The organism is Arthrobacter echini, assembly GCF_004803505.1.
GTDB classification, from domain to species: domain Bacteria; phylum Actinomycetota; class Actinomycetes; order Actinomycetales; family Micrococcaceae; genus Arthrobacter_D; species Arthrobacter_D echini.
In genome coordinates, this window is sequence record NZ_SSWH01000008.1 from 51372 (window position 1) to 75799 (window position 24428).

Below are 24428 nucleotides of genomic sequence, written 5' to 3' on the forward strand. Positions count from 1 at the left end.
ACACGAGTCTGCCGCACGAGGTGCGTGGCGTCGTCGAGCAGGTCCTCGGCGGCATACCCGACGCGGTGCAGCCGGCGTGGAGCAGGCACCGGCGCTACCGACCGGATCCAGCGTCCAGCACAACGATCTGCGTCCCGACAACATCATCCTCGACAGCCGGTCCGGTCGCGCCTGGATCTGCGACTGGAACTATCTCGCCACGGGCCCGGCCTGGGCCGACTGGGTGGCTCTGCTGCCGTATGCCCACCATGACGGGCTCGACGCCGACGCCCTGCTCCGGGGCTCCACCCTGTCGGTCGGGGTACCGGACGACGCCGTGGACAGCTGGCTCGCCCTGCTCGCCGCCTACATGGTGGTCAGCGGTGGCTCACCGGAGGTTCCCACCAGTCCGCACCTCCGGGCCCACGGCAGATTCACCGCCCGCATCGTGATTGACTGGTTGTCCGAGCGACGGAAGCGGGCGGCATGATCTCGATCTACCAGGAAGCCATGGGTCGCGACTTCGGGCGCCTCCAGCCCGAACTGCGCGAATACTTCGGGCTGCACGCCGAGAGCGGGCTCGCCGGTGTCGGGCGCGGGGTGTTCGACGTCGCCGGCTGTACGGCCTGGTTCGCGCGGCCCGCCTTTCGGCTCACGGCGCTCGAGAACGCCTTCTTCCCCGAGTACAACAGCGATGTCCCGTTCACCATCAGGAACTACCCGCACCTGGACCCGTTCGGTCGCCCGTCCCTCACCGCGCGGCGCGAACTCGATTTCGGGACAGCACTTCGCATCTTCGAGGACACCACGTCGCTGCAGGACGGCGTCCTCACCGACTACGTGGGCCGGCACCGGCGCATGGCCACACTGCTCACCTGCACGGCGACGCGTGAGGGCCGTATCCGCATGGTGTCCTCGCAGACCCGGATCTTCGCCGGACTCAGGCTGCCCCTGCCCGACGTCGTCGGCGCGCTCGCCTACGTGGAGCAGTGGTGGGACGACGCGACCGGCCTCTTCAGGATCACGACCCGCGTGGTCCATCGCCAGCTCGGCACCCTCCTCGTGTACGCCGGGAGCTTCGACTACACGCTCGAGGAGTTCGACGGCGTCCTGCCCGAGGGCGCACGCCCGGACCGGTGGGAAGCGCGCGTCTGACCCTGTCCGCGTCGGATCCTGCCTGAGGGGTCAGCCTCAGCTCTCGGAGCGGACCTGGTCCAGGGCGTCGGCGGCCTGCGCCATACGCGTGAGGATTCGCACGGCGTCCCCCGGTGAGCACTCGGCCAGACCGGCGCGCGTCGTGAGCGTCAGGGCGGACAGCGCCGCGGCGGGCAGGCCCACGCGGCGCCAGGCGGCAAGCACGGGCTCCACGACGGATCTGACCTGCGGGATCGGCCGCCGGGGGTCGAGGACGGAGAGCCAGAGGCCGCGTTCGCCCTCGATGTCCCCGGCGAGGGCCTCCCACTGACCGTCGGAGATTCCGGTCAGCTCCAGGACCAGTGCCGACGCGGCACTGGAGCGGGCTGCCTCGAAGGCCACCTCGCCCTCCCCCGGCGCTACCACGCTTTCCACCGCTCCTGCGGAGACCACAGCCGCCGTGACCAGGTCCCACGCCTCGGTGGCCTCCCGACGATCGACCGCCCGCAGGGTGCGGTACCCGCTCGCCGTCGGGATACCTCCGGTGAGGACGGCGTTCGCCTCGGGTTCGTCGAACCGCACCACGACGTGAGCCCCGCGTGCCACGGAGGCCACGCGCTGCACCAGGACTGCTGCCCCTGCCGCCAGGGAAGCATAGAGTTCCCGCCGGGCCCCGTGATCGAGCAGAACGCGCTCGCCCCCGTGCAGATAGGTGTTGGCGGCCAGCGAGAGCGGACCGTGCAGGTGGAGCAGCAGGCGCGACGCCGGGCTCTCCTCGACGCCGGCGATGTCCCCGAGCGCGTTGATGTCGGAGGCCAGGGCGGACTCCGCGCGCCGCTGGTCCCTGCCGGGCCGCTGTGTCAGTCGCCAGCCGTGCGGTTGCAGATCGAAAGGCAACTCCGCGAGGACCGCGAGGGTGCGCCCGACGGCGTCGCTGCCCGGTCCACGGGCAGGAAGTGCCGGGAGCAAGGGAAGATTCGCGCCACCGAGCTCGCCGCGGACGGCACGCTGCGCCTCCAGCGGATCGGTACCCGGCCAGTCGCCGGCACCCGTGGCGGCGACGACGGGTCGGCGCTCGTCGTCAGGCACCTGCATCACCATCACCTGCATCACGGTTGACTGCACCAGCGTCGCCTGCGGGCGCACTCTCGGCGTCGGGCGCGCAGTCAGTAGCGATACCCGGCGCGGCACCCCCCGCCAGCAGCTTCTCCGGCACCGTAGTCGCCGACGCAGTGCTCCCCGGCACAGCGCTCTCCCCTACGACCGGGCGTCCCTGGGCCGCCTCGGGTGCGGGACGTCGGCTGTCGGAGATCGCCCGGTGATGCTGGATCACCTCGGAGATGATGAAGTTGAGGAACTTCTCGGCGAAAGCAGGATCGAGCTGGGCTTCCTCGGCGAGCATCCTGAGCCGGGCGATCTGCGCGGCCTCCCGCTGCGGATCGCCCGCCGGCAGATCGTGCTCGGCCTTCAGGTGCCCCACACGCTGCGTCGCCTTGAACCGCTCCGCCAGCAGATGCACGAGGATCGCGTCGATGTTGTCGATCGAGCTCCTGACCGAGAGCAGTTCGGCCATCACCTCGGGTGCCACGTCCCCTGCGAGCGAGGATGCCGCCGGATCGAAACCACTGCGTGGATGCGTCATACCACCAGTCAAGCAGACGCCGACTGCGGTCCGTGAACTGCTATGCCTGCACACTCACCGGATCGGGGCGGAGCGCGGACCGCGCCGAATCGATGGTGGCCTGGCCGAGGACGCGCGTGCCCTGGTAGAGCACCACCGTCTGCCCGGGCGCCACACCGCGCATCGGCTCCACGAGGCGCACCACGAGCTGCTGCGCGCCGTCGTCGTCCACCTCGACGCTCGCGCGGGCGTCCACGGGATCGCCGTGCGCCCTCACCTGGGCCGTGCAGTCGAACTCCTCACCCGAGCGCACCTCGCTGATGGGCACACCTGCCCAGGACACCTTGATGCCGCGCAGCTCGTCGATGGCGAGCAACTGCTCCGGGCCCACGACCACCTCGTTCTGCTTGGGCCGGATCTCGAGCACGAAGCGCGGCTTCCCATCCGCTGCAGGCGTGCCGAGCTTGAGACCGCGTCGCTGCCCCACCGTGAAGGCGTTCGCGCCGGGATGGCTGCCGATGCGCTCGCCGTCGACGTCGACGACGTCCCCCTCGGTCAGCTCGATGCGCTCCTCGAGCCAGCCGCGCGTGTCGCCGTCGGGGATGAAGCAGATGTCATGGCTGTCGGGCTTGTTCGCGACGGAGAGTCCGCGGCGCTCGGCCTCGGCGCGGACCTCGGCCTTCGAGGGCGTCGCGGCCAGCGGGAACATGGAGTGCTCGAGCTGCTCGTGCGTGAGCACCCCGAGCACGTAGGACTGGTCCTTCGCCCAGTCCGCCGCCCGGTGGAGCTCAGGATTGCCGTCGGCGTCCCTGAGGACCGTCGCGTAGTGTCCGGTGCAGACGGCGTCGAAGCCCAGCGCGAGTGCCTTCTCCAGCAGCGCAGCGAACTTGATGCGCTCGTTGCAGCGCATGCACGGATTGGGGGTACGCCCCGCTGCGTACTCGGCGATGAAGTCGTCGACGACATCCTCCTTGAAGCGCTCCGAGAAGTCCCACACGTAGTAGGGAATGCCCAGGATGTCGCAGGCGCGCCAGGCGTCCCGGGAGTCCTCGATGGTGCAGCATCCCCGGCTGCCGGTGCGCAGCGTGCCGGGCATGCGGGACAGCGCCAGGTGCACGCCGACGACGTCGTGCCCCGCGTCCACGGCACGTGCCGCCGCCACGGCGGAATCGACGCCGCCACTCATCGCTGCCAGTACCCTCATGATGAAGAACCCGTTCCTGCCGTCCGGATGGTCGAAGCGTGCCCGGCCATACCGGCCGCACGCGCGCGGCGATACGCCTCGCCGATGGCGCCCACCACGGCGGCGACGTCGTCGTCCGTGGAGGTGTGTCCGAGACTGAAGCGCTGGGCACCGCGCGCCTCGTCCTCGCTCAGGCCCATGGCCAGCAGCACGTGGGACGGGCGCGGGACCCCGGCGGAGCAGGCCGAGCCCGTGGAGGACTCGATGCCGGCCAGATCGAGGAGGAACAGGAGGGAGTCCCCCTCGCACCCCGGGAAGGTGAAGTGCGCGTTGCCGGGAAGCCTGCTCCACCGGGCCGCCGGGTGTCCTACCCCGCGCAGCACCGCCTCCGGTACTTCGCGACAGACGCCCTCGATCAGTCGGTCGCGGAGCGCGGCGACCCGCGGTGCCTCGACGTCGAGGCGCGCGACGGCGTCCTCCGCGGCCGCGGCGAAGGCGGCGATACCGGCGCTGTCGAGGGTACCTGATCTGATATCGCGCTCCTGGCCTCCCCCGTGCTGCACGGGGGTCAGGGTGACGCCACGACCCACCAGCAGCGCGCCGACCCCCACCGGACCGCCGATCTTGTGTGCGGTGACGGCCATCGTCGCGAGCCCGGAGTCCGCGAAGGAGACCGGGATCGAACCGAAGGCCTGCACGGCGTCACTGTGGACCGGGACACCGTAGCGGGCGGCTTCTGCCACGATCTCACCGATCGGCTGGACTGTTCCCACCTCGTTGTTCGCCCACATCACCGTTACCAGCGCCGTCCTGTCGGTGCCGTCCGCGAGCGCCGCACGGAGTGCATCGAGGGACACGAGACCTGTCTCGTCGACGGGGAGCCAGAGCACCTCGGCGCCCTCGTGCCGCTCCAGCCATTCGACGGCGTCCTGCACCGCGTGATGTTCGACAGTGCTGCAGATGATCCGGGTGTGCCGTGCGTCGGCGGACCGCCGCGCCCAGTACAGGCCCTTGACGGCGAGATTGTCGGCCTCGGTCCCGCCGGAGGTGAAGACGACCTCCGAGGCGTGGGCTCCTGCGGCAGCCGCAACGCGTTCCCGGGCGTCCTCCACCGAGCGGCGGGCACGACGGCCCGAGCCGTGGAGGGAGGACGGATTCCCGCCCCGGCTGATTTCCTGGGTGAGTGCGGCGAGCGCCGGCGCCGAGATCGGCGTGGTCGCCGCGTGGTCGACATACACGGGCATGGGTCGATTCTACGGGTGCCACGCCGTCGCACCGATTTCGCTGGGTGATGTGCGCCGGGAACGACGCGACGCTCCACCCCGCACCGCGTTCGCTCCCACTACTCAAGCGCACCTGGTGGGAACGGTCACGCAATCCCACTCCTCGACGCCGATCACTGGGAACCACGCGATGTTCGACCCCGCTCGGCGCTCACTCCCACTCCTCAGGTCCTTCCAGCGGGAACGACGCCGTGCCCGAAGCCGCTCGGTGCTCGTTCCCACTTCTCGGGCCCCTCCAACGGGAACGACGCAGTGCCCGAACCCGCAGGGCGCTCACTCCCACCCCCCGACGCCGACCACCGGGAACGACGCCGTACCAAGCTCGGCACAGCCCTTCGCTCCCACGCCCCAAGCCCCTCCGGTGGGAACGATCACTCCCTCCCACTGCCCGACGCCGACCACCGGGAACGACGCGAAGCTCCACCCCGCACAGCGCCCGCTCCCAGGCGCCCGCTCCCAGGCGCAGCGCGCGGGGCAGCGCACGCATGGCGGGAATTCTCATACAAACGCCATACCATGGGCGATATGAGCGAATCGACGGCCCCATGATCTCCGCCCTCATTCCCGTCTCTGAGGCCGTGGTGGACGACGACGCACTACACAGCATCTACGCGTACCCGTCCATGGACCGACCCTACGTACGCTTCAACTTCATTTCCGCGGCCGACGGCGCAGCCACCACCGGCGGTCTCTCCGCAGGGCTCGGGAACGACGGCGACAAACGCATCTTCGCCGTCGTGCGACGCCTCGCCGACGTGGTGCTCGTCGGGGCCGGAACCGTCCGCGCCGAAGGCTACGAGGGGCCGCTCGTGGACGAGGACGCGCAGTCCTGGCGGACAGGGAACGGGCAGGAGGCCCACCCTGCGATAGCGCTCATCTCGGGCAGCCTCGACCTGGACCCGTCCGGCGGATTCTTCGCGAACGCCCCCGTCCGCCCGCTCATCCTCACGAGCCGCAGTGCACCGGCGGACAGGCGTGGGGCCCTGGAAGCCGTGGCCGACGTCGTCGACTGCGGTGAGGACACCGTCGATCCCTCCGCTGTGCTCACCGAACTCGGCCGCCGCGGACTGCTGAAGGTCCTCTGCGAGGGCGGTCCCTCCGTCCTGGGCGCCTTTCAACGCTCGGGAGCCGTGGACGAGCTGTGCCTGTCGCTCAGCCCCCTGCTGGCAGGCGGTGACGGACCACGGATCGCCATGGGCGACGGTCCGGGGCAGCCGATCCCGCTGAGGCTCGCGTCGCTGCTCACGGAGGACTCCGCGCTCTACACGCTGTACCGCGTCCGGCGCTGAACATCTTCAACTGAACTCGGCAGCAGATACCCCGCCGGGAGACGGCTGCACATGTTCACCCAGCTCTTCACCCAACGCACGACAGCCACCGCACGACAGCCAATACAGGACACCCGATGCAGGAAAGGCCCGATTGATGGCAGATGCACCCCGGAGGTCGTACTACGACATCCTCGGCGTGTCCCCCTCGGCAGATGCCCGGACGATCAAGAGCGCGTACCGCCGGGCCGCGCGTGCCGCTCATCCCGATCTCGGGGGCAACGCCACTGCCTTCCATGACGTGGCCGTGGCCTACGAGACCCTCGGCGACCCTCAGCTCCGCGAGCGCTACGACGCCGAAGCCGGTCGTCCCTCCGGTGCTCGCCCGTCGGGCGCCGACGCCACGACCAGCTCGTCAGGACCGCGCGCATCACGCCCACCTGGATCCGGTGCGCGGCGAACACCGGGTGCGAGGCGAACCGGGAGCGACGAGGAGGACGCCTCGAGTGCCCCTGCCAGCTATCTCCCGCCCTTCTCCCCGACGAATCCGCCCGAGGTGCCGCTGATCCTCGCCGGACGGCAACTGCATGGTTCGGTCCGCCAACCAGGGGTGCTCGCCCGCTTGTCGTCGGGTGCGCGCAGCCGGGCCGACGGTGAAGCGCGGACCACCGCACTGCTCGAGCGTGCGCTGCTGCCCGGCTATCCCGCGGCACGCCTGATCACCGGCGTCGAGTTCGACGACCGGGACAAGACCGCGGCCGGTCACCTTCTGCTGGCCGGATACCGGCTCGCGGTCATCGATTCCTTCACGGCGGCGCCGGGCAACTTCTCCTGGGACGGGCGGGTCCTGCGGCACCAGGGGCGCGCCGTCGACCTGCGGCTGCCCGAAACGGTTCGCGTCGTCCAGGACCTGTTCCCGGACCTCAACGTGGCCGGGTGGGTGGTGGTCCACGGAGCGCCGGACAACCCGTTCGCCCCCGTGATCGATGTCCCACCGGGCTTCGACCGCTCGCCCGCAGCGGTGCAGGTCGTCAATGCAGGAACGGCCGTTCGCACCATCCGCGCCTTCCTGGCAGCCGGCCCCAGTCCCAACGCGGTGCAGCTTCCCGTCCTCGCGCGTCTGTTGGCACTGACCGAAAGCTAGGATGATCCGGTGTTCCGTATCCTCTTCCACACTCCCGAGATCCCGGGCAACACCGGTGCAGCCATTCGCCTCGCGGCTGTCGCGGGCGCGGAGCTGCACCTCGTCGAACCGCTGGGCTTCAGCCTCGAGGACGCCAAGCTCAAGCGCGCAGGGCTCGACTACCACGATCTCACCGTCCTGCACGTCCACCGCACTCTCGAAGCCGCCTGGGCCGCTCTGGGTTCCGGGCGTGTCTTCGCCTTCACCGCCGAAGGCGACACGCCCTACACCGGCATCGCCTACGAGCCGACCGATGTCCTCCTGTTCGGCCGGGAATCGGTCGGACTGCCCGAGGACGTCAAATACGACCCGCGGATCACCGCACGCGTCCGCGTACCGATGCTGCCTTCACGCCGGTCCCTCAATCTCGCCAATACAGCATCGATCGTCCTCTACGAAGCCTGGCGTCAGCAGGGCTTCGCGGGCGCCCGATGACCGCCAGCCAAGGAGTACCCATGCCCGCTCGCCACGCCGCGACCCTGCCCGACAGCGAGGTCGAGGACTACGACCGCCTTGCCCCCGCGGTCTGGAACCCCGTCAGCAATGCCGTGGTGGCCGCCGCCGACATCCTCCTCGGAGAACGGGTGCTCGACATCCATGCGGGAACCGGGACCGGGACCGTCCCCGCCGCGCAGCTGGCCGGGCCGAACGGTCACGTGGATGCCGTGGAGCGGTCGTCGGCGATGCTGACCCTGGCGAAGGCGAAGACCGAGGCGCTCGGCCTCGGGAATGTCTCGTTCTTCCACTCCGATCCTGCCGTGTGGAGTTCGGACGAGGAGTACGACGCCGTCATCAGCTCCTACGGCGTCTTCCTCCTGGACGAGATGGATTCCGACATGGACCGCATCCTCACCCTGCTGCGGCCAGGTGGACGGGTCGCGCTCAGTGCCTGGGATTCCGGGGCCCTGCTGCCCTTCGGCGATCTGCTCCTCGAGACCATCAGGGAGACCGGCGGTCACCCGCCCGTGGAGACCTCCCGCACCGCGGTCTTCGTGGAGAACTGCAGCAGGCTCGCATCGGAGCAGCGGCTGCAGGACTGGCTTCACAGCCGCGGCCTGAAGGATGTGCGGGTGGATCCGCTCTCCCTGAGCGTGCCGCTCGAGCCCGACCACGCATGGTCCCTCGCCCTCGCCAGCGGCTACCGCGGGCTACTGCCCGAGGAACCGGACGCCCTTGCGCGCGTGCGCACGGCTCTGCTGACGAATCTCGGTGACCACTTCGTGCTCAATGCCGACTCCCTGATAGCTGTCGGATCCCTGGAATCCGAGGCGTAGCCGATCCTGCCCGCCCATCCACGCGCGCGGCGGTGTCGAATCCCTGGTGTCCGCGTGGTCAGCAGGGAGAGGCGGGAACAGGAGGATGCCCCAGCTTGAGCACGGTCCCGCGAGCGCGCTTCTGACCGGCCGGACAACATCTGTTCGATGCCGGGCGACCAGCGCTTTATGCTGGAACCCTATGGATACGCCACGAGCAGGCCGGAGTTCTCCGACCACCGCAGCTGAGGACGGCGCAGGCGGTGACAGGAGCGCAGCTCCCACCCTGACCGACCTCCTGATCCGGGTAGGGCAGCAGGATCGCACCGCGTTCGAGCTGTTCTACGCCCAGACCAGCAGGCGTGTCTACGGGCTCGCACGCCGTGTACTCATCGATCCCGACCTCAGCGAGGACGCGACGCAGGAGGTCTATCTTCAGGTCTGGAACACGGCGGAACGCTTCAACCCCTCACTGGGAAGCCCCATGACCTGGCTGATGACCCTGACACATCGACGGGCCGTGGACAAGGTCAGATCCGAGCAGAGCTCGACGGACCGGGAGGCACGGTACGGCGCAGCCACCCAGAGCATCGATCATGACGACGTGGTGGACACCGTCACCCAGCGCCTCGAGGCCCAGAGCGTGGTCGACTGTCTCGGTACCCTCACGGGTACCCAGCAGGAATCGGTGAGACTGGCCTACTACGGTGGTCTCACGTACCGTGAGGTGGCCGAAAAGCTCGGCGTGGCCGTGCCCACCATCAAGTCGAGGATCCGCGACGGGTTACTCCGGCTCAAGACGTGCCTGGGGGTCTCCTGACATGCAGGACAAGGATATGAACAGGCGGTTCGCGGACGATCTCGAGACCGACCTGGCGCGTGGTCATGTGCTCGAGTGGGCGGAACTCTATGCCCTCGATGCGATCAGCGCCGAGGAGCGCACGACCATCAGGGAGTTCCTGCGGACCAGTGATGCAACGCTGGTCTCCGAGTTCTCCCGGCGGGTACGGACCTGCCGTGAAACCGTAGTAGCGGCCTACGCGCCCACGCCGCTGGATCCGCCGGGCGATCTCCTCGACCGTATTCTCGCGCAGCTTCCCGCAGACGACGCCGGCTCCGGCAGTCCTCCGGACACGCCCGATGCTGCCGAGGCACCGGAGAACTCAGCAGCGCGGGTTCCCGCCGCGCGGGACGAACTGTCCGAGCGCCGAACCGCACGGACGACGCTGTCCACGCGCGCTGCACGGTGGGGCGTTGCCGCCGTGGCCGCGGCGGTGCTGGTGATCGGAGGGGTGACCATCGCACAGACCGTGCAGCAGACCTCCCTCGAGGAGCAGGTCCTCGAAGCGCAGGACGTCAGGACGGAGCAACTGCCCCTCGACGCAGGCGGAACCGCTGAAGTCGCCATCTCGGGAGCAGAGGATGCCGCACTCGTCTCGCTCAGTGGGGTCCCCGCGCCCGCGGAGGGTTTCGTCTACCAGATGTGGCGGATCCCCGCCGACGGTACGGCGCCGGTGTCGGTGGGCACGATGACGGGCGACGACGTCGCCGGCGGCACGGTGACCGAACTGCCCGGTATCAGCGGGCTCAGCGCCATCGCCATCACGGTCGAGCCCGAGGGTGGCTCCAGCACACCGACCATGCCGATCGTGGCGCAGATCCCGCTCGGAGCCTGACCACCGCCACTGAGCAGTAACGCTCGACGTCGATGATCGGCGTTCGACCCGGGCATCGGGGCGCGGACTAGAACCCGGCGATCGTCTCGTCGGTGTTGATCCCCACCACATGGAACACCTCGGCGCTGCGCCCCTCGCCCAGCCCGCCTCGTCGGGCGTTGTCCTGCAGGATCGCCCGGACGCGGGCCTGCATGCGCTCCACATCCGGATGCTGGCTCTCATGGGCCATGATTGCGGCGATCTTGAGCTCCTCGGCACCGGTCACATCGACGAAGCGATTCTCGAGGTGCGCGGGCGAGCCGTAGAACCACAGCCAGGGCACCTTGAAACTGGCGATCCCCGCGGCTTCGAGCTCGGGATAGGCGTAGGGATTCTCCACAGCCGGATAGACGGCCCTCGTTACCGCCTCGCCACTGGCCATGTGGTCTGGATGGCTCTTCTGGATCATGTCCCAACTGCGCTCCGGGTGCATGGAGAGCACGATGTCCGGTCGGACCTCCCTCATCCGCCGGACGATCTCGCGGATCACGGCGTCGGACGGCTGCAGGTATCCGTCCGGCTCCCCCAGGAAGGTCACATCGGTCACGCCCACGCGAGCGGCTGCGGTACGCTGCTCGGTCCTGCGCAGCTCCGCCAGGCCCGGCCTGTCCTCGTCGGAGAATCCCCCGGCGTCGCCGTCGGTCAGGATGCAGTAACTCACCGAAGCCCCGGCGGCGGTCCAGCCCGCAATCGTCGCCGAAGCGCCGAAATCGATGTCGTCCGGGTGCGCCGCGAACGCCAGTACCCGTGCGGGGATGGTCGCTGCCTCGTCGATCGACATGTCCTAGAGACCGCGCTTGCGGATCTCGTCCGTGGCCTGCGGCAGTACCGCGAAGAGGTCACCGACGATCCCGAAGTCGGCGATCTCGAAGATCGGCGAATCGGCGTCCTTGTTGATCGCCACGATCACCTTCGACGTCTGCATGCCGGCCCGCTGCTGAACAGCTCCCGAGATGCCGACGGAGACGTAGAGCTGCGGGGAAACGGTCTTGCCCGTCTGTCCCACCTGGGCGGAATGCTCGATCCAGCCCGCGTCCGTCGCGGCTCGCGATGCCCCCACCGCGCCTCCCAGTGCATCGGCCAACTCCTCCAGTGGACCGAAGTTGCCCTCCACCCCACGACCACCGGCGACGACGACCCTGGCTTCGGAGAGCTCCGGACGACCGCTGACCGGTTTGTCCACCCGGCCGGTGATGTGCGCCGCAGCGGGCTCGGCGTCCACCGGGATGCGAACCTCGCGCGGCGACACCGGAGCACCTGCTTCCACGGCCTCGAAGCTGTTCGGTTTGACGGTCAGGACCGCCACGTCCGTGGTGACGCGGCAGGTGACCGTGTAGGAGCCCGCGAAGTCGGCCTTCGTCGCCGTCAGCTCATCGTCCAGGGACACGACGTCCGTGATGACGCCTGCCTCGAGGCGGATCGCGGCGCGCGCGGCGATCTCCTTGGCCTCGTAGGAGTTGCCCAGCAGCACGACGTCGGCGCCCGCGGCGCGGACAGCGTCCGTCACGAACGCGGCCTTGCCTGCGACCAGAACCTGCGTGACGTCCCCCTCCGGTCGGTAACACTCCTGCACCCCGTAGGACCCGATGCCGTCGAGGTAGGTCTGTTCGGCGTCTCCGGCAAGAGCCACCGACACATCTCCGAGGGAGCCTGCCAGGGACAGGAGCTCGCGTTCACTCTTGGCGAGGCTCGCTCCGGCGTGGTCGAGGAAGATGAGGACTGCAGTCATGGTGGATTCTCCTGGCAGGAAAGGCGTACGGATCAGAGGAGCTTCTGGCCGGCGAGGAAGTCGACCAGACGGATGCCGGCGTCGCCCTCGTCGGTGATGACGACACCCTGACTACGCGGTGGTCGTGGCGCTGCCGCCTCGACCCGGGTCCACGAGCCGGCAAGACCGACCTCGTCGGCACCGACGCCGATGTCGGCGAGGGACAGTGTCTGGATCTGCTTCTTCTTCGCCGCCATGATGCCCTTGAAGTTCGGGTAGCGGGGATCGTTGATCTGGTCCGTCACGGAGACCAGCGCCGGCAGGGGCGCCTGGACGGTTTCGGCGAACGTGTCGTTGTCGCGGCGCGCCGTCAGCGTCCATTCCCCGCTCTCCGTGGTCGCCTCCAGTGCTGCCGCGAAGGTCACCTGGGGCAGGGAGAGCCGTTCGGCGAGCTGGGCTGGTACCAGTGAGGTCTCCCCGTCGGTGGAGGCCATGCCGGTCAGGACCAGGTCGAAGGGCCCCAGGTGCTCGAGAAGGGCCGCGAGCGCGCGGGAGGTGGCCGAGGCGTCGGAACCGGACAATGCCTCGTCGCTCAGATGGGCGCCGTCGTCGGCCCCGATCTGGAGTGACTTCTTCACTGCCGCGACCGCTGCCGGCGGACCCATGGTGATCGCGGTGATGCGGTGACCTGCTGCCGCTCCCCCGTGTGCCTCGACCAGCTGCAGAGCCGCTTCGAGCGCGTATTCGTCGAGCTCGGACAGGATGCTCTCGGCGCGCACCGTCGTCAGGTTCTCCCCGGCGATCTCGCGGTCGAACTGAGCATCGGGTACATGCTTCACCAGGACCGCTATGCGCAGTCCACCTGCTGTGGCCTCGTCCATTGCCGACCTTCCTCCATCGGGGATCTTCCCGATTCCTAGCTAACCACAGCGGGCCGACGCTTTCGCATGGTCCGGGTCGAACGCGAGAGGCGGTCCCCTCGTCGGGAACCGCCTCTCGCGTCCGGCGTCGATCCACCCCGGTTCGCCTGCCGTGGTTCGTCGTCGTGCTCCTAGCCCACCTGGGCCTGCCCCAGTGTGACGTCGACGGTGGTGGACTCGCCGTCGCGGAGGATCTCCACCGGTACCTGCTCCCCGACCGGGTGCATGCGCACCGCCGCCGTCAGGGACTCGGCATCGGTGACCGTCAGATCCCCGACCCCGGTGATGACGTCGCCCGCCTGCAGGGCGGCTTCCTCGGCGGGTGAACCCGGCTCCACCGATTCGACGAGCGCTCCGGACGAGAAGGGCGAACTCGTCGGCGAACCCTCCGCGGAGGCAGAGGTGATGCTGACCCCGAGGAAACCATGGGACGCCTCGCCGTCGGCGATGATCTCCTGAGCGATCCGGTCGGCGTAATTGATGGGGATGGAGAACCCCACGCCGATGTTCCCCGTGGGTTCACTCGAGCCGCCCGAGGCGATGGCGACGTTGACGCCGATGATCTGCCCGTCCTTGTCGACGAGCGCTCCCCCGGAGTTCCCCTGGTTGATGGCCGCATCGGTCTGGATCACATTGAGGTAGACCGAGCCCTGGGATTGAGGCGCAGGCACGCCCGGGTTGCCCGGAGGAAGGAAGTTGAAGCCGTCCTCGTTCTCCGACTCCGCGCTGTCGGGCTGCTGCTCCGGCACCGCGGAGGACGCGACGCTGATCGTCCTGTTCAGCGTGGACACGATGCCGTCGGTGACCGTGCCACTGAGACCGAGCGGCGAACCGATGGCGATCGCGATGTCCCCGACGTTCAATTCGTCGGAATCCGCGAGGGTGGCGGCGGTGAGCGAGGGCGCATCGATCTTGATCACCGCGAGGTCGCTGAGCGGGTCCGTTCCGACCACCGTTGCCGGATACAGTCTTCCGTCGTTCAACCTGACCTCGATGGTGGGCTCCGCGACCTGCCCACCGAGGGTCACCACGTGGGTGTTGGTGAGGATGTGGCCGTCCGTGTCGAGGATGATGCCCGATCCCGAGCCGCCGGCGCTGCCGCCGCTGACCGCGACCGTCACGACGCTCGGTGAGGCGGTGACAGCAGCGCCGGTGACCGTGTTGACGTCATCGAGGTCGTTCACGACGATCGATTCCGGGTCGGCCTGCGTGATGCCCGCGGAGGAGTCCGACTCCAGGGCACTGTAGCCCAGGGTCGCCACCCCGCCGCCGATCAGCCCGGCGACGAGTACCCCGGCTGCGAAGGTGGCAACACCCACCCGCCGTCGCTCCCGGGGTGCCTTCGCCCCGGCCTGCTGGGGCGACGGGCTCCCGCCGGAATCGCCGTAGAACGGCTGGTGGCCGGCATATGCGGGATGCGGGGCGCTCGACCCCACGGCGTCCCGCTCCGCTGCCCAGGCAGGCGGCCTGCTCGGTTGAGGGGGAAGTGGCCGATCGGAGGTGCCCGGCTGCTCGTTCATGGAAAGTCCTCTCGTTGCTGTTGACCACCATCATGGCAAGCTTCGCTGGACGTCGAGCGAGGCTTTGCTGAATGTTCGCTGGGCATCAGCTGGAGCCGGGCATGTCCGGTCCCGCTGGTAGCAGGGTCATCCTGCACCCAGTATGCGCTGTCGGGAGACTGCCGTGGTGGACGCTCTCCGGGCTCGCCCATAGACTCGGGAAACAACAGGGAGCCTCCGGCGTCCGCCGGTCCCGGTCCCGGGATCGTGAGGTCCGGGGGACGTGCTGAAGGGTCGGACATGCGATTGACGAGCAGGCGCCTACGCGTCTCTGCTGTGCTGGGTGCCCTCGTGGCGATCCCGCTGCTGGGGAGCACGACGGCGTTCGCCGAGGAGCCTGTCGACTTCGGACCCGGCGAGTACGTCCTCGACTCCGCCGATGTCCTCAGTGCGTCGGAGGAGGATGAACTCCAGGTCGCCATCGAGGAGCTGCGGTCCTCCGAGGGCTTCACGGTCCGCATCGCCTATGTCGACATCTTCGAGAATCCCTCCGACAGCGAAGCCTGGGCCGACACCTCGGCCCTGCTCAATGCCCAGAGCGCGAACGAGGGTCTTCTCGCCGTCGGACTGGATCAGCGCGGAGCATTCTATTCTGTGGGCAACAACTCCCCCATCGGCGGTCAGGGCCAGGCGATCTACGACCAGTACATCGGCCCTGAACTGGGTGCCGGCAACTTCGCAGACGCGGGCCTCGGCGCCGTGGAGGGGACCGAGGCTGCGCTGTCGGGCGAACCTGTCGGAAATGGGAATGCGGTCGTTCCCCGTGACACCGCGGTCGGCCCGGCCGATTCCACCGGAGGCAGCGGGCTGGGTGGCCTCGTGCTCGTCGGCGGCCTCGTCGCCGTCGTCGGTGCTGGTGGCTACCTGCTCCTGAAGCAGCGCGGCGGCACCAGTGCGCAGCGCAAGCGCGAGCAGTACGGGTACGGGCCCGAACCGGCGGCGGACGGCGAGGTCGTCGACCCGCTCGCGTCGCTCAGCATCGAGGAGTTGCGCACTCGCGCGGGCAGCCTGCTGATCGCGGCCGACGACGCCATCAAATCCAGTGAGCAGGAACTCGGTTTCGCCGAAGCGCAGTACGGCGCTGCCGCGATCGAAACGTTCGCCGAGGACATCGCCGCCGCGAAGCGCCACATGGGCGAGTCCTTCAAGCTGCAGCAGCAACTCGACGACCACATCCCCGACACCGAGGAACAGCAGCGTCAGTGGCTCGGCGAGATCATCCGCCGCTGCGAGGAGGTCAACGCGTCCCTCGAGGAGCACAAGGCGGATTTCGATGCCCTGCGCGAGCTCGAGCGGAACGCCCCTGATGCCCTGCGGAAGGCCCGGTCAGCGGCCGACGGCGCCCGGCAGCGACTCGCCGCCGCGCAGCAGGCCCTCAGCACGCTGCAGAGCCGCTATGCCGAGACCGCGACGAGCCAGGTGGCGGACAACATCGAGCAGGCGCGGGAGCGGCTGGCCTTCGTGGACAGCGCCGCCGGCGAGGCCCGGGAGCGCATGGACAGCGGAGACACCGGGCGGGCCGTCGTCGCCGTCCGCGCCGCCGAGGAAGCCGTCCATCAGACAGACGTCCTCCTCGACGCGATCGACAGGAGGTCCGGCGAACTCGCCGCAGCCGAATCCGAACTCGAGCGTGCGCTGCCGGACACCGAGCAGGATCTGGCGCAGGCGAAGGCCATGGAGCGCACCGGTCAGTACCGTGACCTCGCCGGCCCCGTCGCAGCCGTCGAATCGGCCGTGGCGACCGTCCGCGAGGAACGACACAGGAGCCGCAGCAATCCCCTGGCACTGCTGGAGCGCCTGGAGAACGCGCACGCCCAGCTGGACGCGGCGCTGGCCGGGGTTCGCGACCAGGCGGAGAACGCGCGCCGCGCGCAGGACTCCCTGCAGCACGCCATCATCGCGGCGCAGTCCGGCATCTCGGGTACCGCCGACTACATCCGGGCGAGACGCGGCGGCGTGGGGCGCGAGGCACGCACGCGGCTGGCAGAGGCCGAGCGGAACCTCGACTACGCCATGGACCTCCGGCGCTCCGACCCGGTGACCGCTCTGGCGCACGCACAGCAGGCCGCCGTGCTCGCCGATCAGGCCGCCCGACTCGCCGAACAGGATGTCGACGGCTTCGGCGGCGGAGGCTTCGGCGGCGGCTATGGACGCAGGGGCAACGACGGCATGGGCGGCGCACTGCTCGGTGGGATCCTGCTGGGCGGGATCCTGAACGGCGGCGGCTTCGGTGGCGGCGGTCAGGGCGACGGCGGAGGATTCGGCGGCGGCTTCGGCGGAGGTGGTGGCAGCTTCGGCGGCGGAGGATTCGGCGGCTTCGGCGGTGGAGGCGGTAGCTTCGGCGGTTTCGGCGGAGGCGGCGGCGACTTCTGACCCCCAGCAGGGACAGTTCAGCAGGACACACGGACCACGGACAGAAATCGGAAGGTAGATCAATGGCAAAGCAGTCAATCTTCGGGCGGATCGCCCAGCTCACCCGGGCGAACATCAACTCGTTGCTCGATCAGGCGGAGGATCCGCAGAAGATGCTGGACCAGATGGTCCGCGACTACACGAACAGCATCGCCGAGGCGGAAAGTGCCGTCGCGCAGACGATCGGCAATCTGCGCATGATGCAGGAGGACTACAACGAGGACCTGGAGAACTCCCGCAGCTGGGGCAACAAGGCTCTTGCTGCCTCGCGGAAGGCCGACGAGTACCGCGCCTCAGGCAACACCGCCGACGCGCAGAAGTTCGACAACCTCGCCAAGGTCGCCATCCAGCGCCAGATGTCCGCCGAGGGCGAAGCCAAGGGTGTGGAACCCACCATCGCGTCGCAGACGGAGATCGTGGACAAGCTCAAGGACGGCCTCAACCAGATGAGGGGCAAGCTCAATGAGCTGACGGTCAAGCGCGATCAGCTGATCGCCCGCTCACGCACCGCCCAGGCACAGCAGCAGGTGCACGACGCCGTGAAGAGTCTCGACTTCATGGACCCGACGAGCGAGGTGGGTCGCTTCGAGGAGAAGATCCGGCGCGAGGAAGCCAAGGTGCGCGGACAGCAGGAGCTGGCCTCCTCCAGCCTCGACGCCCAGTTCGAGAGCCTCGAGGATCTCGGCGAGCAGACGGAGATCGAGGCGCGACTGGCCGCCCTGAAGTCCGGTGCCGGTTCCCGGTCGGCGCTCGAGCAGGGCGATGGCGAGTCGGACGGCGCACCCTCGTCCGCCGGCGGCACCAGCGACAGAACTGTCTGATCCGTCCGAGCCGACGGATTCTCCGGAGGAGGCAGACCGCGGGACGCCCCGCGACGCAGTGAAGGGGAACCACGGCCGGCGGCCGTGGTTCCCCTTCGTTCGGCATCACCGGAGCCGTGTCGGAGGCCGCCGATAGATTGTGTCCATGGCTGTGACACTCGTGTGGTTCCGTGACGATCTGCGTATCTCCGACAATCCGGCCCTCGCGGCCGCAGCGGACAGCGGGGACGACGTCGTCGCCTGCTACGTGCTGGACGAGGAGACCGAGGGCATCCGTCCGCGGGGCGGCGCCTCGAGGTGGTGGCTGCACCACTCCCTCGCGGCCCTGACCGCAACCCTCGAGGACCTCGGCATTCCCCTCGTGCTCCGTCGGGGCGCGGCCGCTGAGGTCCTGCCCCGACTCGTCGACGAGTGCTCGGCCCACGCCGTCGTCTGGAACCGCCGCTACGGACTGGCGGAACGCACAGCGGATGCCGCAGTGAAGACGGCGTTCTCCGAGAACGGCATCTCCGCCACGAGCTATCAGGCCAATCTGCTGTACGAGCCGTGGGAGGTGACCTCGGGAACGAAGGAGCCCTACAAGGTGTTCACGCCCTTCTGGCGGGCGTGCCTGACTTTCCGTACGCCCCGTAGACCGCTTCCCGCCCCTGACACACTGCACGGACCACGGCTGGATTCCGAGGGGCTCGACGACTGGGCCCTGCCGCCCACCGAACCCGAGTGGATCCGCGGCCTGCAGGAGACCTGGACGCCGGGGGAAGCGGGCGCCCAGGAGCGCCTCGACGACTTCCTCGACAGCGGAGCCGAGGGCTACAACGAGAATCGGGAGCGACCGGGCATGCAGAGCACCAGCATGCTATCCCCGCACCTGCGCTTCGGCGAGATCAGCCCCTTCGAGGTCTGGCACGCCGCGCAGGACCACAAGGACACCTCGACGGCCCACGATATCCGGGCCTTCGGATCGGAACTGGGCTGGCGGGAGTTCAGCTGGCAGCTGCTGTACTTCAACCCCGATCTAGCCACCGTCAACCATCGCAGCGAATTCGACGCCTTCGCCTGGGAGGACCCGACGACGGCGGATCTCTCCGCGTGGCAGCACGGGACCACCGGCTATCCGCTGATCGACGCCGGGATGCGCCAGCTCCACGGGATCGGGTGGATGCACAACCGCGTGCGCATGGCCACGGCATCCTTCCTGATCAAGAACCTCATGATCGACTGGCGCGTGGGTGAGAAGTGGTTCTGGGAACGCCTCGTGGACGCCGACCCGGCGTCCAATGCGTTCAACTGGCAATGGGTGGCCGGATCGGGCGCCGATGCCAGCCCCTACTTCCGCATCTTCAACCCGGTGCTGCAGAGCAGGAAGTTCGACCCGGAGGGCAGGTACCTCCTGCGCTTCGTTCCTGAGCTCACGGAGGCGGACAATCTGCATGAACCGTGGAAGGGATCCGCTCCCGGCTACCCCGAGCCGATCGTCGATCTCAAGGAGAGTCGCGAACGCGCGCTGAGCGCGTACAAGGCCCTGCCGAAGAGCTGAGCCGTTCGAGGTCCTCGAGCACCGCAGCCTGGCAGGGCCCGGTGCTCGAGGATCTCCAGCGTCACACGAAGAAGTCCCGGTCAACCCTGGGGTCGACCGGGACTTCCATTCGTTGCGGGGACAGGATTTGAACCTGTGACCTCTGGGTTATGAGCCCAGCGAGCTACCGAACTGCTCCACCCCGCGGCGTGTTCCCAACGTTACCGGGCGGGGGGTCGAGAGGCAAATCGCACAGCCCCCTCGACCCCCCCCCGCCCGGCACTCATCCAGCTACTCGGTCCCTGCCGAGACGCGCTCTTCCGCGTCCAGCGCCCGCTGCAGTGCATCCTGCAGCCGGTCCTGGGCCTCGCCGTAGGCAGCGAAGTCATTGGCGGACAGGGCGGCATTGCCGTCCTGGATGGCCGCGTTCGCGTCATCCAGGGCCGCGCGCAGGTCGGCCGCGGGATCGTCCGTCGTCCCGCCGGGTGCACCGGCTTCGGAGGGAGCAGGCGCCGGCGTCGGTGTGGCCTCGGGCGCCGGTGTGTCACCGTCGGCTCCAGCCGGCGGTGCGGCGGGATCGTCCGGTGTCGCCCCGACGTTCTCCTCGTCGCCCGCGGTCGCTCCCGAGTCGCCACCGAACACCTGGTCCAGCGCCTCGTCGAGAGTCGGCGCGAAACCGACGTTGTCACCGAAGCTCACCAGGACCCGGCGGAGGACCGGGAAGGACGAGCTACCGGAAGACTGCACGTACACCGGTTGCACGTAGGCGATGCCGCCACCGATCGGCAGTGTCAGCAGATTGCCGTTGATCACCTCGGACGCTCCCTGGCGCAGGAGGTTCAGCTGCTGCGACACGGTGGTGTCCGAGTTGAAGAGGTTCTGCGCCTGGCCCGGGCCGACCACGGAGTCCTGCCCGGAGGTGTCCAGCAGCCTCAGTCGACCGTAGTTCTCGTTCTTGACCCCGTCCTCACCCGTTCCTGCATCGCCGTTGGCGGCCAGGAAGCCGTAGAGCACGTTCCTGGGCGTCTGTCCGGTGGGCACGTAGGGAATGTAGGGCGTGGTCAGCGAGAACGCGGCCTCCTCCTGCTCGTCCGCCTCGTCGATCGGCGGCATCTGCAGCGTCAGATAGAACGGCGGCTGACGCGGGGTCTGCGCCGTCGTCGCGCCATCGGTGCTCTCTCCCGGATCTGCCGGTACGCTCCAGGCCTCGCTGTTGTTGTAGAACTCGTTGGTCGCCGTGACGTGGTAGCGGGCGAGCAACTCGCGCTGCACCTTGAAGAGGTCCTCGGGGTAGCGCACATGGGCCAGCAGATCCGCGGACATCTCGCTGTAGGGCCTGAGCGATGACGGATACACGTTCTGCCACGAGAGCAGCACAGGGTCCTGGTCGTCCCAGGCGTAGAGATCGACCGAACCGTCGTAGGCGTCCACGGTGGCCTTGACCGCATTCCGGATGTAGTTGACCCGGTCCGCCGGCAGTGCCGTCGCGAGCCCCTCCTGGGTCCGGGAATCCTGTGTCGCCGATTCCAGTTCCTGCTCCGTGGAGTAGGGGAAGTTGGGGCTGGTGGTGTAACCGTCGATGATCCACTTCACGCGACCGTCCACGATGGCGGGGTAGCTGTTGCCGTCGAGGGTGAGGTAGGGGGCTACCTTCTGGACCCGCTCCACCGGGTCCCGATCGTAGAGGATCTGCGACTCGCCGTTGACCTGATCGGACAGGAGCAGGTCCGTGGACTGGAACTTCAGGGCGTAGACCAGCCGGTTGAAGGGGTTCCCGACATCCGGGCCGCCATCGCCGGAGAAGGTCGTCCTCGAATCCGTGTCGGAGTTCTCGTCCTGTGGCCGGTCGATCTCCGCCGCGTCCTGGCCCTCAGGAGCTCCCACCACGGAGTAGTCGGGCGAGGCCTCGCCGAAGTAGATCCTGGGCTCGTAGGTCGACTCGTCGCCGAGCACGCCGGTGGAGGGGATACCCGACTGCAGGAATCTCGGCCGCCCATCGGGCTGGACCGTCGTCCCGGCCGCCGCGACCACACCGTAGCCGTGCGTGTAGAACACGTGCTCGTTGACCCAGCCGTCGGGCACACCGCTCGTGTCGAGTTCGCGCACCGCGATGACGGTGTCCACGATGTCGTCGTCGATCTCGTAGCGATCGACATTCAGTGTCTCCGGGAACTGGTAGTACTGACGGAACTGCTGCAGCTGGCTGAAGGCATCGGAGACCAGATTGGGGTCGAGCAGGCGGATGTTCGCCGTGGTCTCCCCGTCGTCGTTCAGGGCGCCTGCGACGGGGGTCGACTCCGGGTCGTAGGCGGACTCCTCGACCTGGTCGAGGCCGTAGGCCTCCCGCGTGAGCTCGATGTTCCGGTCGATGAACTCGCGCTCGCGGGAGAGCTCGGACGGCACCACCTGGAAGCGCTGCACGACGGCCGGGTAGACGCCACCGGCGAGCAGAGCGGTGACGATCAGCATCGCGGTCCCGATCAGGGGCAGTCGCCAGCGCCCGATGAACGCCGAGACGATGAACAGGATGGCGACGATGACCGCTGCGGCGGCGAGGATCGCCTTCGTCGGGATGACGGCATTGACGTCGGTGTAGAGGGCTCCGGCCCACCTCTCCTGGTTCAGGAGGGTGCCGTAGCGGTCGAGCCAGTAGTTGATGCCCTGCAGGATGAGGAACAGCGCCACGACGACGGCGATCTGGATCCGCGCCGCCTTGGTGGTGAACAGGCCCTTCTCCTCGAGCCTGATGCCGCCGTAGAGGTAGTGGGTGAGGATCGTGGCAATGGCACTGATGATGACCACGCTGATCAGGAAACCGGTGATGAACCCGAGGAACGGCAGGGTGAACATGTAGAACGAGTAGTCGAGGCCGAACTGGGGATCCTGACGGCCGAACTGCTCCTGCCGGAGGAAGAGCAGCACTTCCTGCCACTGCGACGACGCCGCGGTTCCCGCGAATGCTCCCAGCACAGCCGGTATGCCGAGCATCAGGAGCCGGCGGATCGGCTCGAGCTGGGCCTGGTACCGGTTCAGATTGTCCTGGATGGCGCTGTCGGGAGCGTAGATGGGTCTGCTGCGGTAAGCGATGCGCAGGCTCAGGTACACCGCCCCGGCCATGATCAGGAAGGCTGCGAGGAACAGCGCTATCCGCGTGAGATTCTCGGTGACGAAGACCTCGAGGAAGCCCAGCTGGTTGTACCAGAGGACATCCGCGTACACCTGCGACAGATACACGAAAGCGATGACGATGATCGCCACGACGATGATCGTCGGTATGAGCGGATTGCGGCGCCGGTTGGCCGGCCTTCGTGGTGTGCTCGGGCTACTGCCGAACGGACGGTCTGGTCCGGTTGTCACATATACCTCATCGATAGGTGCTGCGGGTCACGATGACAGGACTGCTGTCCCGCGCTCCGTCCCGGGTACGGGGCGCAGTAGCGTGAAGTCACGCCCTTCGTGCTCTCATTCTGCCCTCTTCACGTCCGGGCCTCCCAATTCGGTTCCATGAGGTGCCACAACGGCGCTGATCGTCACCCAACCGTGTCCTGCCGCTTGTCGACCGGAGAGGTGCCGCACGGCGTCCGACGGCGCATCCTGGTCGGTCAGCAGGATGCCAGCTCTGCTGCGTCGCCGCCCTCCCCCAGTGTCCTCACGGCCTCGACCGCCTCGTCGAGTGTCGCGACGCTGACGACCGTCAGCCCCTCCGGGATGTTCCCGATGACCTCGTCACAGTTCTCGGTGGGAGCCAGGAAGAACTCCGCACCACCGGCGCGCGCTCCGATGAGCTTCTGCGCGATCCCACCGATCGGCCCCACCGAGCCGCCCGAATCGATCGTCCCTGTCCCGGCGAAGTGCCGGCCGCCGGTCAGATCGCCCTCGGTGAGGGTATCGATGATCCCGAGCGCGAACATGGTGCCCGCCGACGGCCCCCCGACGTCGTCCAGCTGGATCGTGACGTCGAAGGGGAAATCGAAGGTGGACGCCAGCAGGACCCCGAGCTGGTAGTCGCCCTCGTCGGACTCCTTCGGCACCACGGACACCTCACGCGGTGTGCCGTCGCGGACGACGGTAAGCTCGACCGCTGCTCCACCGCCATCGTTCAGCGCCTCCCGCAGCGTGTCGATCGCGTCGATCTCCCCGCCGTCGATCGACCGGAGCACGTCACCTTCCTGCAGGAGCCCCTCCGCGGCGGAGTCGGGGCCCAGACCCACGACCGAGAGCTCCTCCGTGTAGTCGATGTCCTCGTGGGACAGGGCCGCTGCGATCGCGGATTCCTGGGACGAGGTCATTGCCACGGCGTTCTGCTCCTGCAGCTCGCTGGAGGTCGTGCCCTCCGGATAGACGAGCTGCTCGGGAAGGACGTCCTCGTCCGGATCCGCCCAGGCCCGGATGGTGTCGAGGACGTTGACCTGTCCGTTGGGGCCGCCGCGGACGAAGACCGTCGTCAGATCGAGCTCGCCGTCGGGCGTGAACGTCTCCGCGCCGTCGATCTGGATGAGCGGATCTCCGTCCACCTCGCCGATGGTGTTGAAGGTCGGGCCGGGGGCCTCCAGAACGTAGGGAGAGGGCAGGAGGACGGCCGCGGCAGTGAGGACGAGGGCGAGTCCGCCGGAGACGGCCATGACCCGGAAGCGCGGGTCCCTGGGCTGCTCCGGCCCACGGGAGTCGGTGGTCTCGGCCTGGGCGAACTGCGTCACGGGTCTTCTCTCTGTCGTAAGGTCGGGGCGGAGCGCGAGCACCGGGCCGGCACACCCAGCCTAGACGCTCCGACCTCGTGGGTTGCTGGACGATTCCTGCATGCCGGCCCTGGACCGCTGATCCACACCTGCACGCGGACACGCGCGTCGGCCTGCACCGGTTGCTCTGCCCTCAG

The 24428-nt window shown here is 68.6% G+C and carries 20 protein-coding genes, 1 tRNA gene and 1 pseudogene; 11 read left to right on the forward strand and 11 right to left on the reverse strand.

Annotation, left to right across the window (positions count from 1 at the left end):
• Positions 1–76 precede the first annotated feature (76 nt).
• Together E8P82_RS10110 and E8P82_RS10115 are read left to right on the forward strand one after the other, a co-directional pair.
• Complete coding sequence (locus E8P82_RS10110; protein ID WP_246021226.1) at positions 77–469, forward strand: phosphotransferase; 393 nt, start codon at positions 77–79, stop codon at positions 467–469.
• Complete coding sequence (locus E8P82_RS10115) at positions 466–1134, forward strand: DUF4166 domain-containing protein (protein WP_136454601.1); 669 nt, start codon at positions 466–468, stop codon at positions 1132–1134. Before E8P82_RS10110 ends, E8P82_RS10115 begins: the two co-directional genes overlap by 4 nt.
• A 36-nt stretch (positions 1135–1170) precedes the next feature.
• Here E8P82_RS10115 and E8P82_RS10120 read toward each other — a convergent pair whose 3' ends face one another.
• The 4 genes and pseudogenes from E8P82_RS10120 to E8P82_RS10135 form a co-directional block, all read right to left on the reverse strand.
• Positions 1171–2208: a uroporphyrinogen decarboxylase/cobalamine-independent methonine synthase family protein gene (locus E8P82_RS10120; RefSeq protein WP_136454602.1), complete on the reverse strand. Its 1038-nt coding sequence runs from the start codon at positions 2206–2208 to the stop codon at positions 1171–1173.
• Positions 2209–2389: 181 nt separating this feature from the next.
• Positions 2390–2755, reverse strand: a pseudogene (locus E8P82_RS10125) (chorismate mutase); the annotation flags it as partial.
• Between the two features lie 40 nt (positions 2756–2795).
• The gene (gene mnmA / locus E8P82_RS10130) at positions 2796–3938 is read right to left on the reverse strand and encodes a tRNA 2-thiouridine(34) synthase MnmA (protein WP_136454604.1); all 1143 of its coding nucleotides are present in this window, start codon (positions 3936–3938) and stop codon (positions 2796–2798) included.
• Positions 3935–5161 carry a cysteine desulfurase family protein gene (locus tag E8P82_RS10135; protein ID WP_136454606.1) on the reverse strand — a complete coding sequence of 409 codons (1227 nt, stop codon included), beginning with the start codon at positions 5159–5161 and terminating at the stop codon, positions 3935–3937. The genes mnmA and E8P82_RS10135 overlap by 4 nt, the downstream gene beginning before the upstream one ends.
• Positions 5162–5745: 584 nt before the next feature.
• Between E8P82_RS10135 and E8P82_RS15035 the strand changes: the two genes are divergently transcribed.
• The 6 genes from E8P82_RS15035 (at position 5746) to E8P82_RS10165 (ending at position 10580) form a co-directional block, all read left to right on the forward strand.
• A complete protein-coding gene (locus E8P82_RS15035) occupies positions 5746–6489 on the forward strand; it encodes a pyrimidine reductase family protein (RefSeq protein WP_168796547.1) in 744 nt (247 codons plus the stop codon).
• Positions 6490–6625: 136 nt separating this feature from the next.
• A complete protein-coding gene (locus E8P82_RS10145) occupies positions 6626–7612 on the forward strand; it encodes a J domain-containing protein (RefSeq protein WP_136454609.1) in 987 nt (328 codons plus the stop codon).
• Positions 7613–7621: 9 nt separating this feature from the next.
• Positions 7622–8086 (forward strand): tRNA (cytidine(34)-2'-O)-methyltransferase, encoded by a 465-nt coding sequence (locus tag E8P82_RS10150; protein ID WP_136454611.1) that lies wholly within the window; start codon positions 7622–7624, stop codon positions 8084–8086.
• Between the two features lie 20 nt (positions 8087–8106).
• Positions 8107–8925 carry a class I SAM-dependent methyltransferase gene (locus E8P82_RS10155; protein WP_168796548.1) on the forward strand — a complete coding sequence of 273 codons (819 nt, stop codon included), beginning with the start codon at positions 8107–8109 and terminating at the stop codon, positions 8923–8925.
• Between the two features lie 181 nt (positions 8926–9106).
• Positions 9107–9724: an ECF RNA polymerase sigma factor SigK gene (gene sigK, locus E8P82_RS10160; protein WP_136454614.1), complete on the forward strand. Its 618-nt coding sequence runs from the start codon at positions 9107–9109 to the stop codon at positions 9722–9724.
• A gap of 16 nt (positions 9725–9740) precedes the next feature.
• Complete coding sequence (locus E8P82_RS10165) at positions 9741–10580, forward strand: anti-sigma factor (RefSeq protein WP_168796549.1); 840 nt, start codon at positions 9741–9743, stop codon at positions 10578–10580.
• A 67-nt stretch (positions 10581–10647) separates the two neighbouring features.
• Here the strand turns inward: E8P82_RS10165 and E8P82_RS10170 are convergent, their stop codons facing one another.
• The 4 genes from E8P82_RS10170 to E8P82_RS10185 all read right to left on the reverse strand — a co-directional run bounded on the left by E8P82_RS10170 (position 10648) and on the right by E8P82_RS10185 (position 14767).
• Positions 10648–11400, reverse strand: coding sequence for a PIG-L deacetylase family protein (locus E8P82_RS10170; RefSeq protein ID WP_136454617.1), 753 nt, complete (start codon positions 11398–11400; stop codon positions 10648–10650).
• A 3-nt stretch (positions 11401–11403) separates the two neighbouring features.
• Positions 11404–12348, reverse strand: coding sequence for an electron transfer flavoprotein subunit alpha/FixB family protein (locus E8P82_RS10175; RefSeq protein WP_136454619.1), 945 nt, complete (start codon positions 12346–12348; stop codon positions 11404–11406).
• A 32-nt stretch (positions 12349–12380) separates the two neighbouring features.
• The gene (locus E8P82_RS10180) at positions 12381–13208 is read right to left on the reverse strand and encodes an electron transfer flavoprotein subunit beta/FixA family protein (RefSeq protein ID WP_211096852.1); all 828 of its coding nucleotides are present in this window, start codon (positions 13206–13208) and stop codon (positions 12381–12383) included.
• A 170-nt stretch (positions 13209–13378) separates the two neighbouring features.
• Positions 13379–14767 (reverse strand): S1C family serine protease, encoded by a 1389-nt coding sequence (locus E8P82_RS10185; RefSeq protein ID WP_136454620.1) that lies wholly within the window; start codon positions 14765–14767, stop codon positions 13379–13381.
• Between the two features lie 279 nt (positions 14768–15046).
• On the opposite strand from E8P82_RS10185, the gene E8P82_RS10190 reads away from it, so the two are divergent.
• From E8P82_RS10190 to E8P82_RS10200, 3 genes are all read left to right on the forward strand, one after another.
• The gene (locus tag E8P82_RS10190) at positions 15047–17179 is read left to right on the forward strand and encodes a TPM domain-containing protein (RefSeq protein ID WP_136454622.1); all 2133 of its coding nucleotides are present in this window, start codon (positions 15047–15049) and stop codon (positions 17177–17179) included.
• Positions 17180–17241: 62 nt separating this feature from the next.
• Positions 17242–18039 (forward strand): PspA/IM30 family protein, encoded by a 798-nt coding sequence (locus E8P82_RS10195; RefSeq protein ID WP_136454624.1) that lies wholly within the window; start codon positions 17242–17244, stop codon positions 18037–18039.
• Between the two features lie 145 nt (positions 18040–18184).
• The gene (locus tag E8P82_RS10200; RefSeq protein ID WP_136454625.1) at positions 18185–19576 is read left to right on the forward strand and encodes a cryptochrome/photolyase family protein; all 1392 of its coding nucleotides are present in this window, start codon (positions 18185–18187) and stop codon (positions 19574–19576) included.
• A 112-nt stretch (positions 19577–19688) separates the two neighbouring features.
• Here the strand turns inward: E8P82_RS10200 and E8P82_RS10205 are convergent.
• The 3 genes from E8P82_RS10205 to E8P82_RS10215 all read right to left on the reverse strand — a co-directional run bounded on the left by E8P82_RS10205 (position 19689) and on the right by E8P82_RS10215 (position 24252).
• Positions 19689–19762 (reverse strand) — tRNA-Met (locus E8P82_RS10205).
• An 84-nt stretch (positions 19763–19846) separates the two neighbouring features.
• A complete protein-coding gene (locus tag E8P82_RS10210) occupies positions 19847–22912 on the reverse strand; it encodes a UPF0182 family membrane protein (protein WP_211096853.1) in 3066 nt (1021 codons plus the stop codon).
• A 245-nt stretch (positions 22913–23157) separates the two neighbouring features.
• Entirely contained in the window at positions 23158–24252 is a 1095-nt protein-coding gene (locus E8P82_RS10215; protein WP_246021228.1) for a YlbL family protein, read from the reverse strand.
• Between the last annotated feature and the right edge of the window lie 176 nt (positions 24253–24428).

Coding starts and splice junctions, on each gene's coding strand:
- E8P82_RS10135 (WP_136454606.1), bottom strand. CDS start 5,161: ATGCCCGTGTATGTCGACCACGCGGCGACCACGCCGATCTCGGCGCCG.
- E8P82_RS10170 (WP_136454617.1), bottom strand. CDS start 11,400: ATGTCGATCGACGAGGCAGCGACCATCCCCGCACGGGTACTGGCGTTC.
- E8P82_RS10190 (WP_136454622.1), top strand. CDS start 15,047: ATGCGATTGACGAGCAGGCGCCTACGCGTCTCTGCTGTGCTGGGTGCC.
- sigK (WP_136454614.1), top strand. CDS start 9,107: ATGGATACGCCACGAGCAGGCCGGAGTTCTCCGACCACCGCAGCTGAG.
- E8P82_RS10185 (WP_136454620.1), bottom strand. CDS start 14,767: ATGAACGAGCAGCCGGGCACCTCCGATCGGCCACTTCCCCCTCAACCG.
- E8P82_RS15035 (WP_168796547.1), top strand. CDS start 5,746: ATGATCTCCGCCCTCATTCCCGTCTCTGAGGCCGTGGTGGACGACGAC.
- E8P82_RS10175 (WP_136454619.1), bottom strand. CDS start 12,348: ATGACTGCAGTCCTCATCTTCCTCGACCACGCCGGAGCGAGCCTCGCC.
- E8P82_RS10155 (WP_168796548.1), top strand. CDS start 8,107: ATGCCCGCTCGCCACGCCGCGACCCTGCCCGACAGCGAGGTCGAGGAC.
- mnmA (WP_136454604.1), bottom strand. CDS start 3,938: ATGAGGGTACTGGCAGCGATGAGTGGCGGCGTCGATTCCGCCGTGGCG.
- E8P82_RS10165 (WP_168796549.1), top strand. CDS start 9,741: ATGAACAGGCGGTTCGCGGACGATCTCGAGACCGACCTGGCGCGTGGT.
- E8P82_RS10120 (WP_136454602.1), bottom strand. CDS start 2,208: ATGCAGGTGCCTGACGACGAGCGCCGACCCGTCGTCGCCGCCACGGGT.
- E8P82_RS10180 (WP_211096852.1), bottom strand. CDS start 13,208: ATGGACGAGGCCACAGCAGGTGGACTGCGCATAGCGGTCCTGGTGAAG.
- E8P82_RS10200 (WP_136454625.1), top strand. CDS start 18,185: ATGGCTGTGACACTCGTGTGGTTCCGTGACGATCTGCGTATCTCCGAC.
- E8P82_RS10115 (WP_136454601.1), top strand. CDS start 466: ATGATCTCGATCTACCAGGAAGCCATGGGTCGCGACTTCGGGCGCCTC.
- E8P82_RS10145 (WP_136454609.1), top strand. CDS start 6,626: ATGGCAGATGCACCCCGGAGGTCGTACTACGACATCCTCGGCGTGTCC.
- E8P82_RS10195 (WP_136454624.1), top strand. CDS start 17,242: ATGGCAAAGCAGTCAATCTTCGGGCGGATCGCCCAGCTCACCCGGGCG.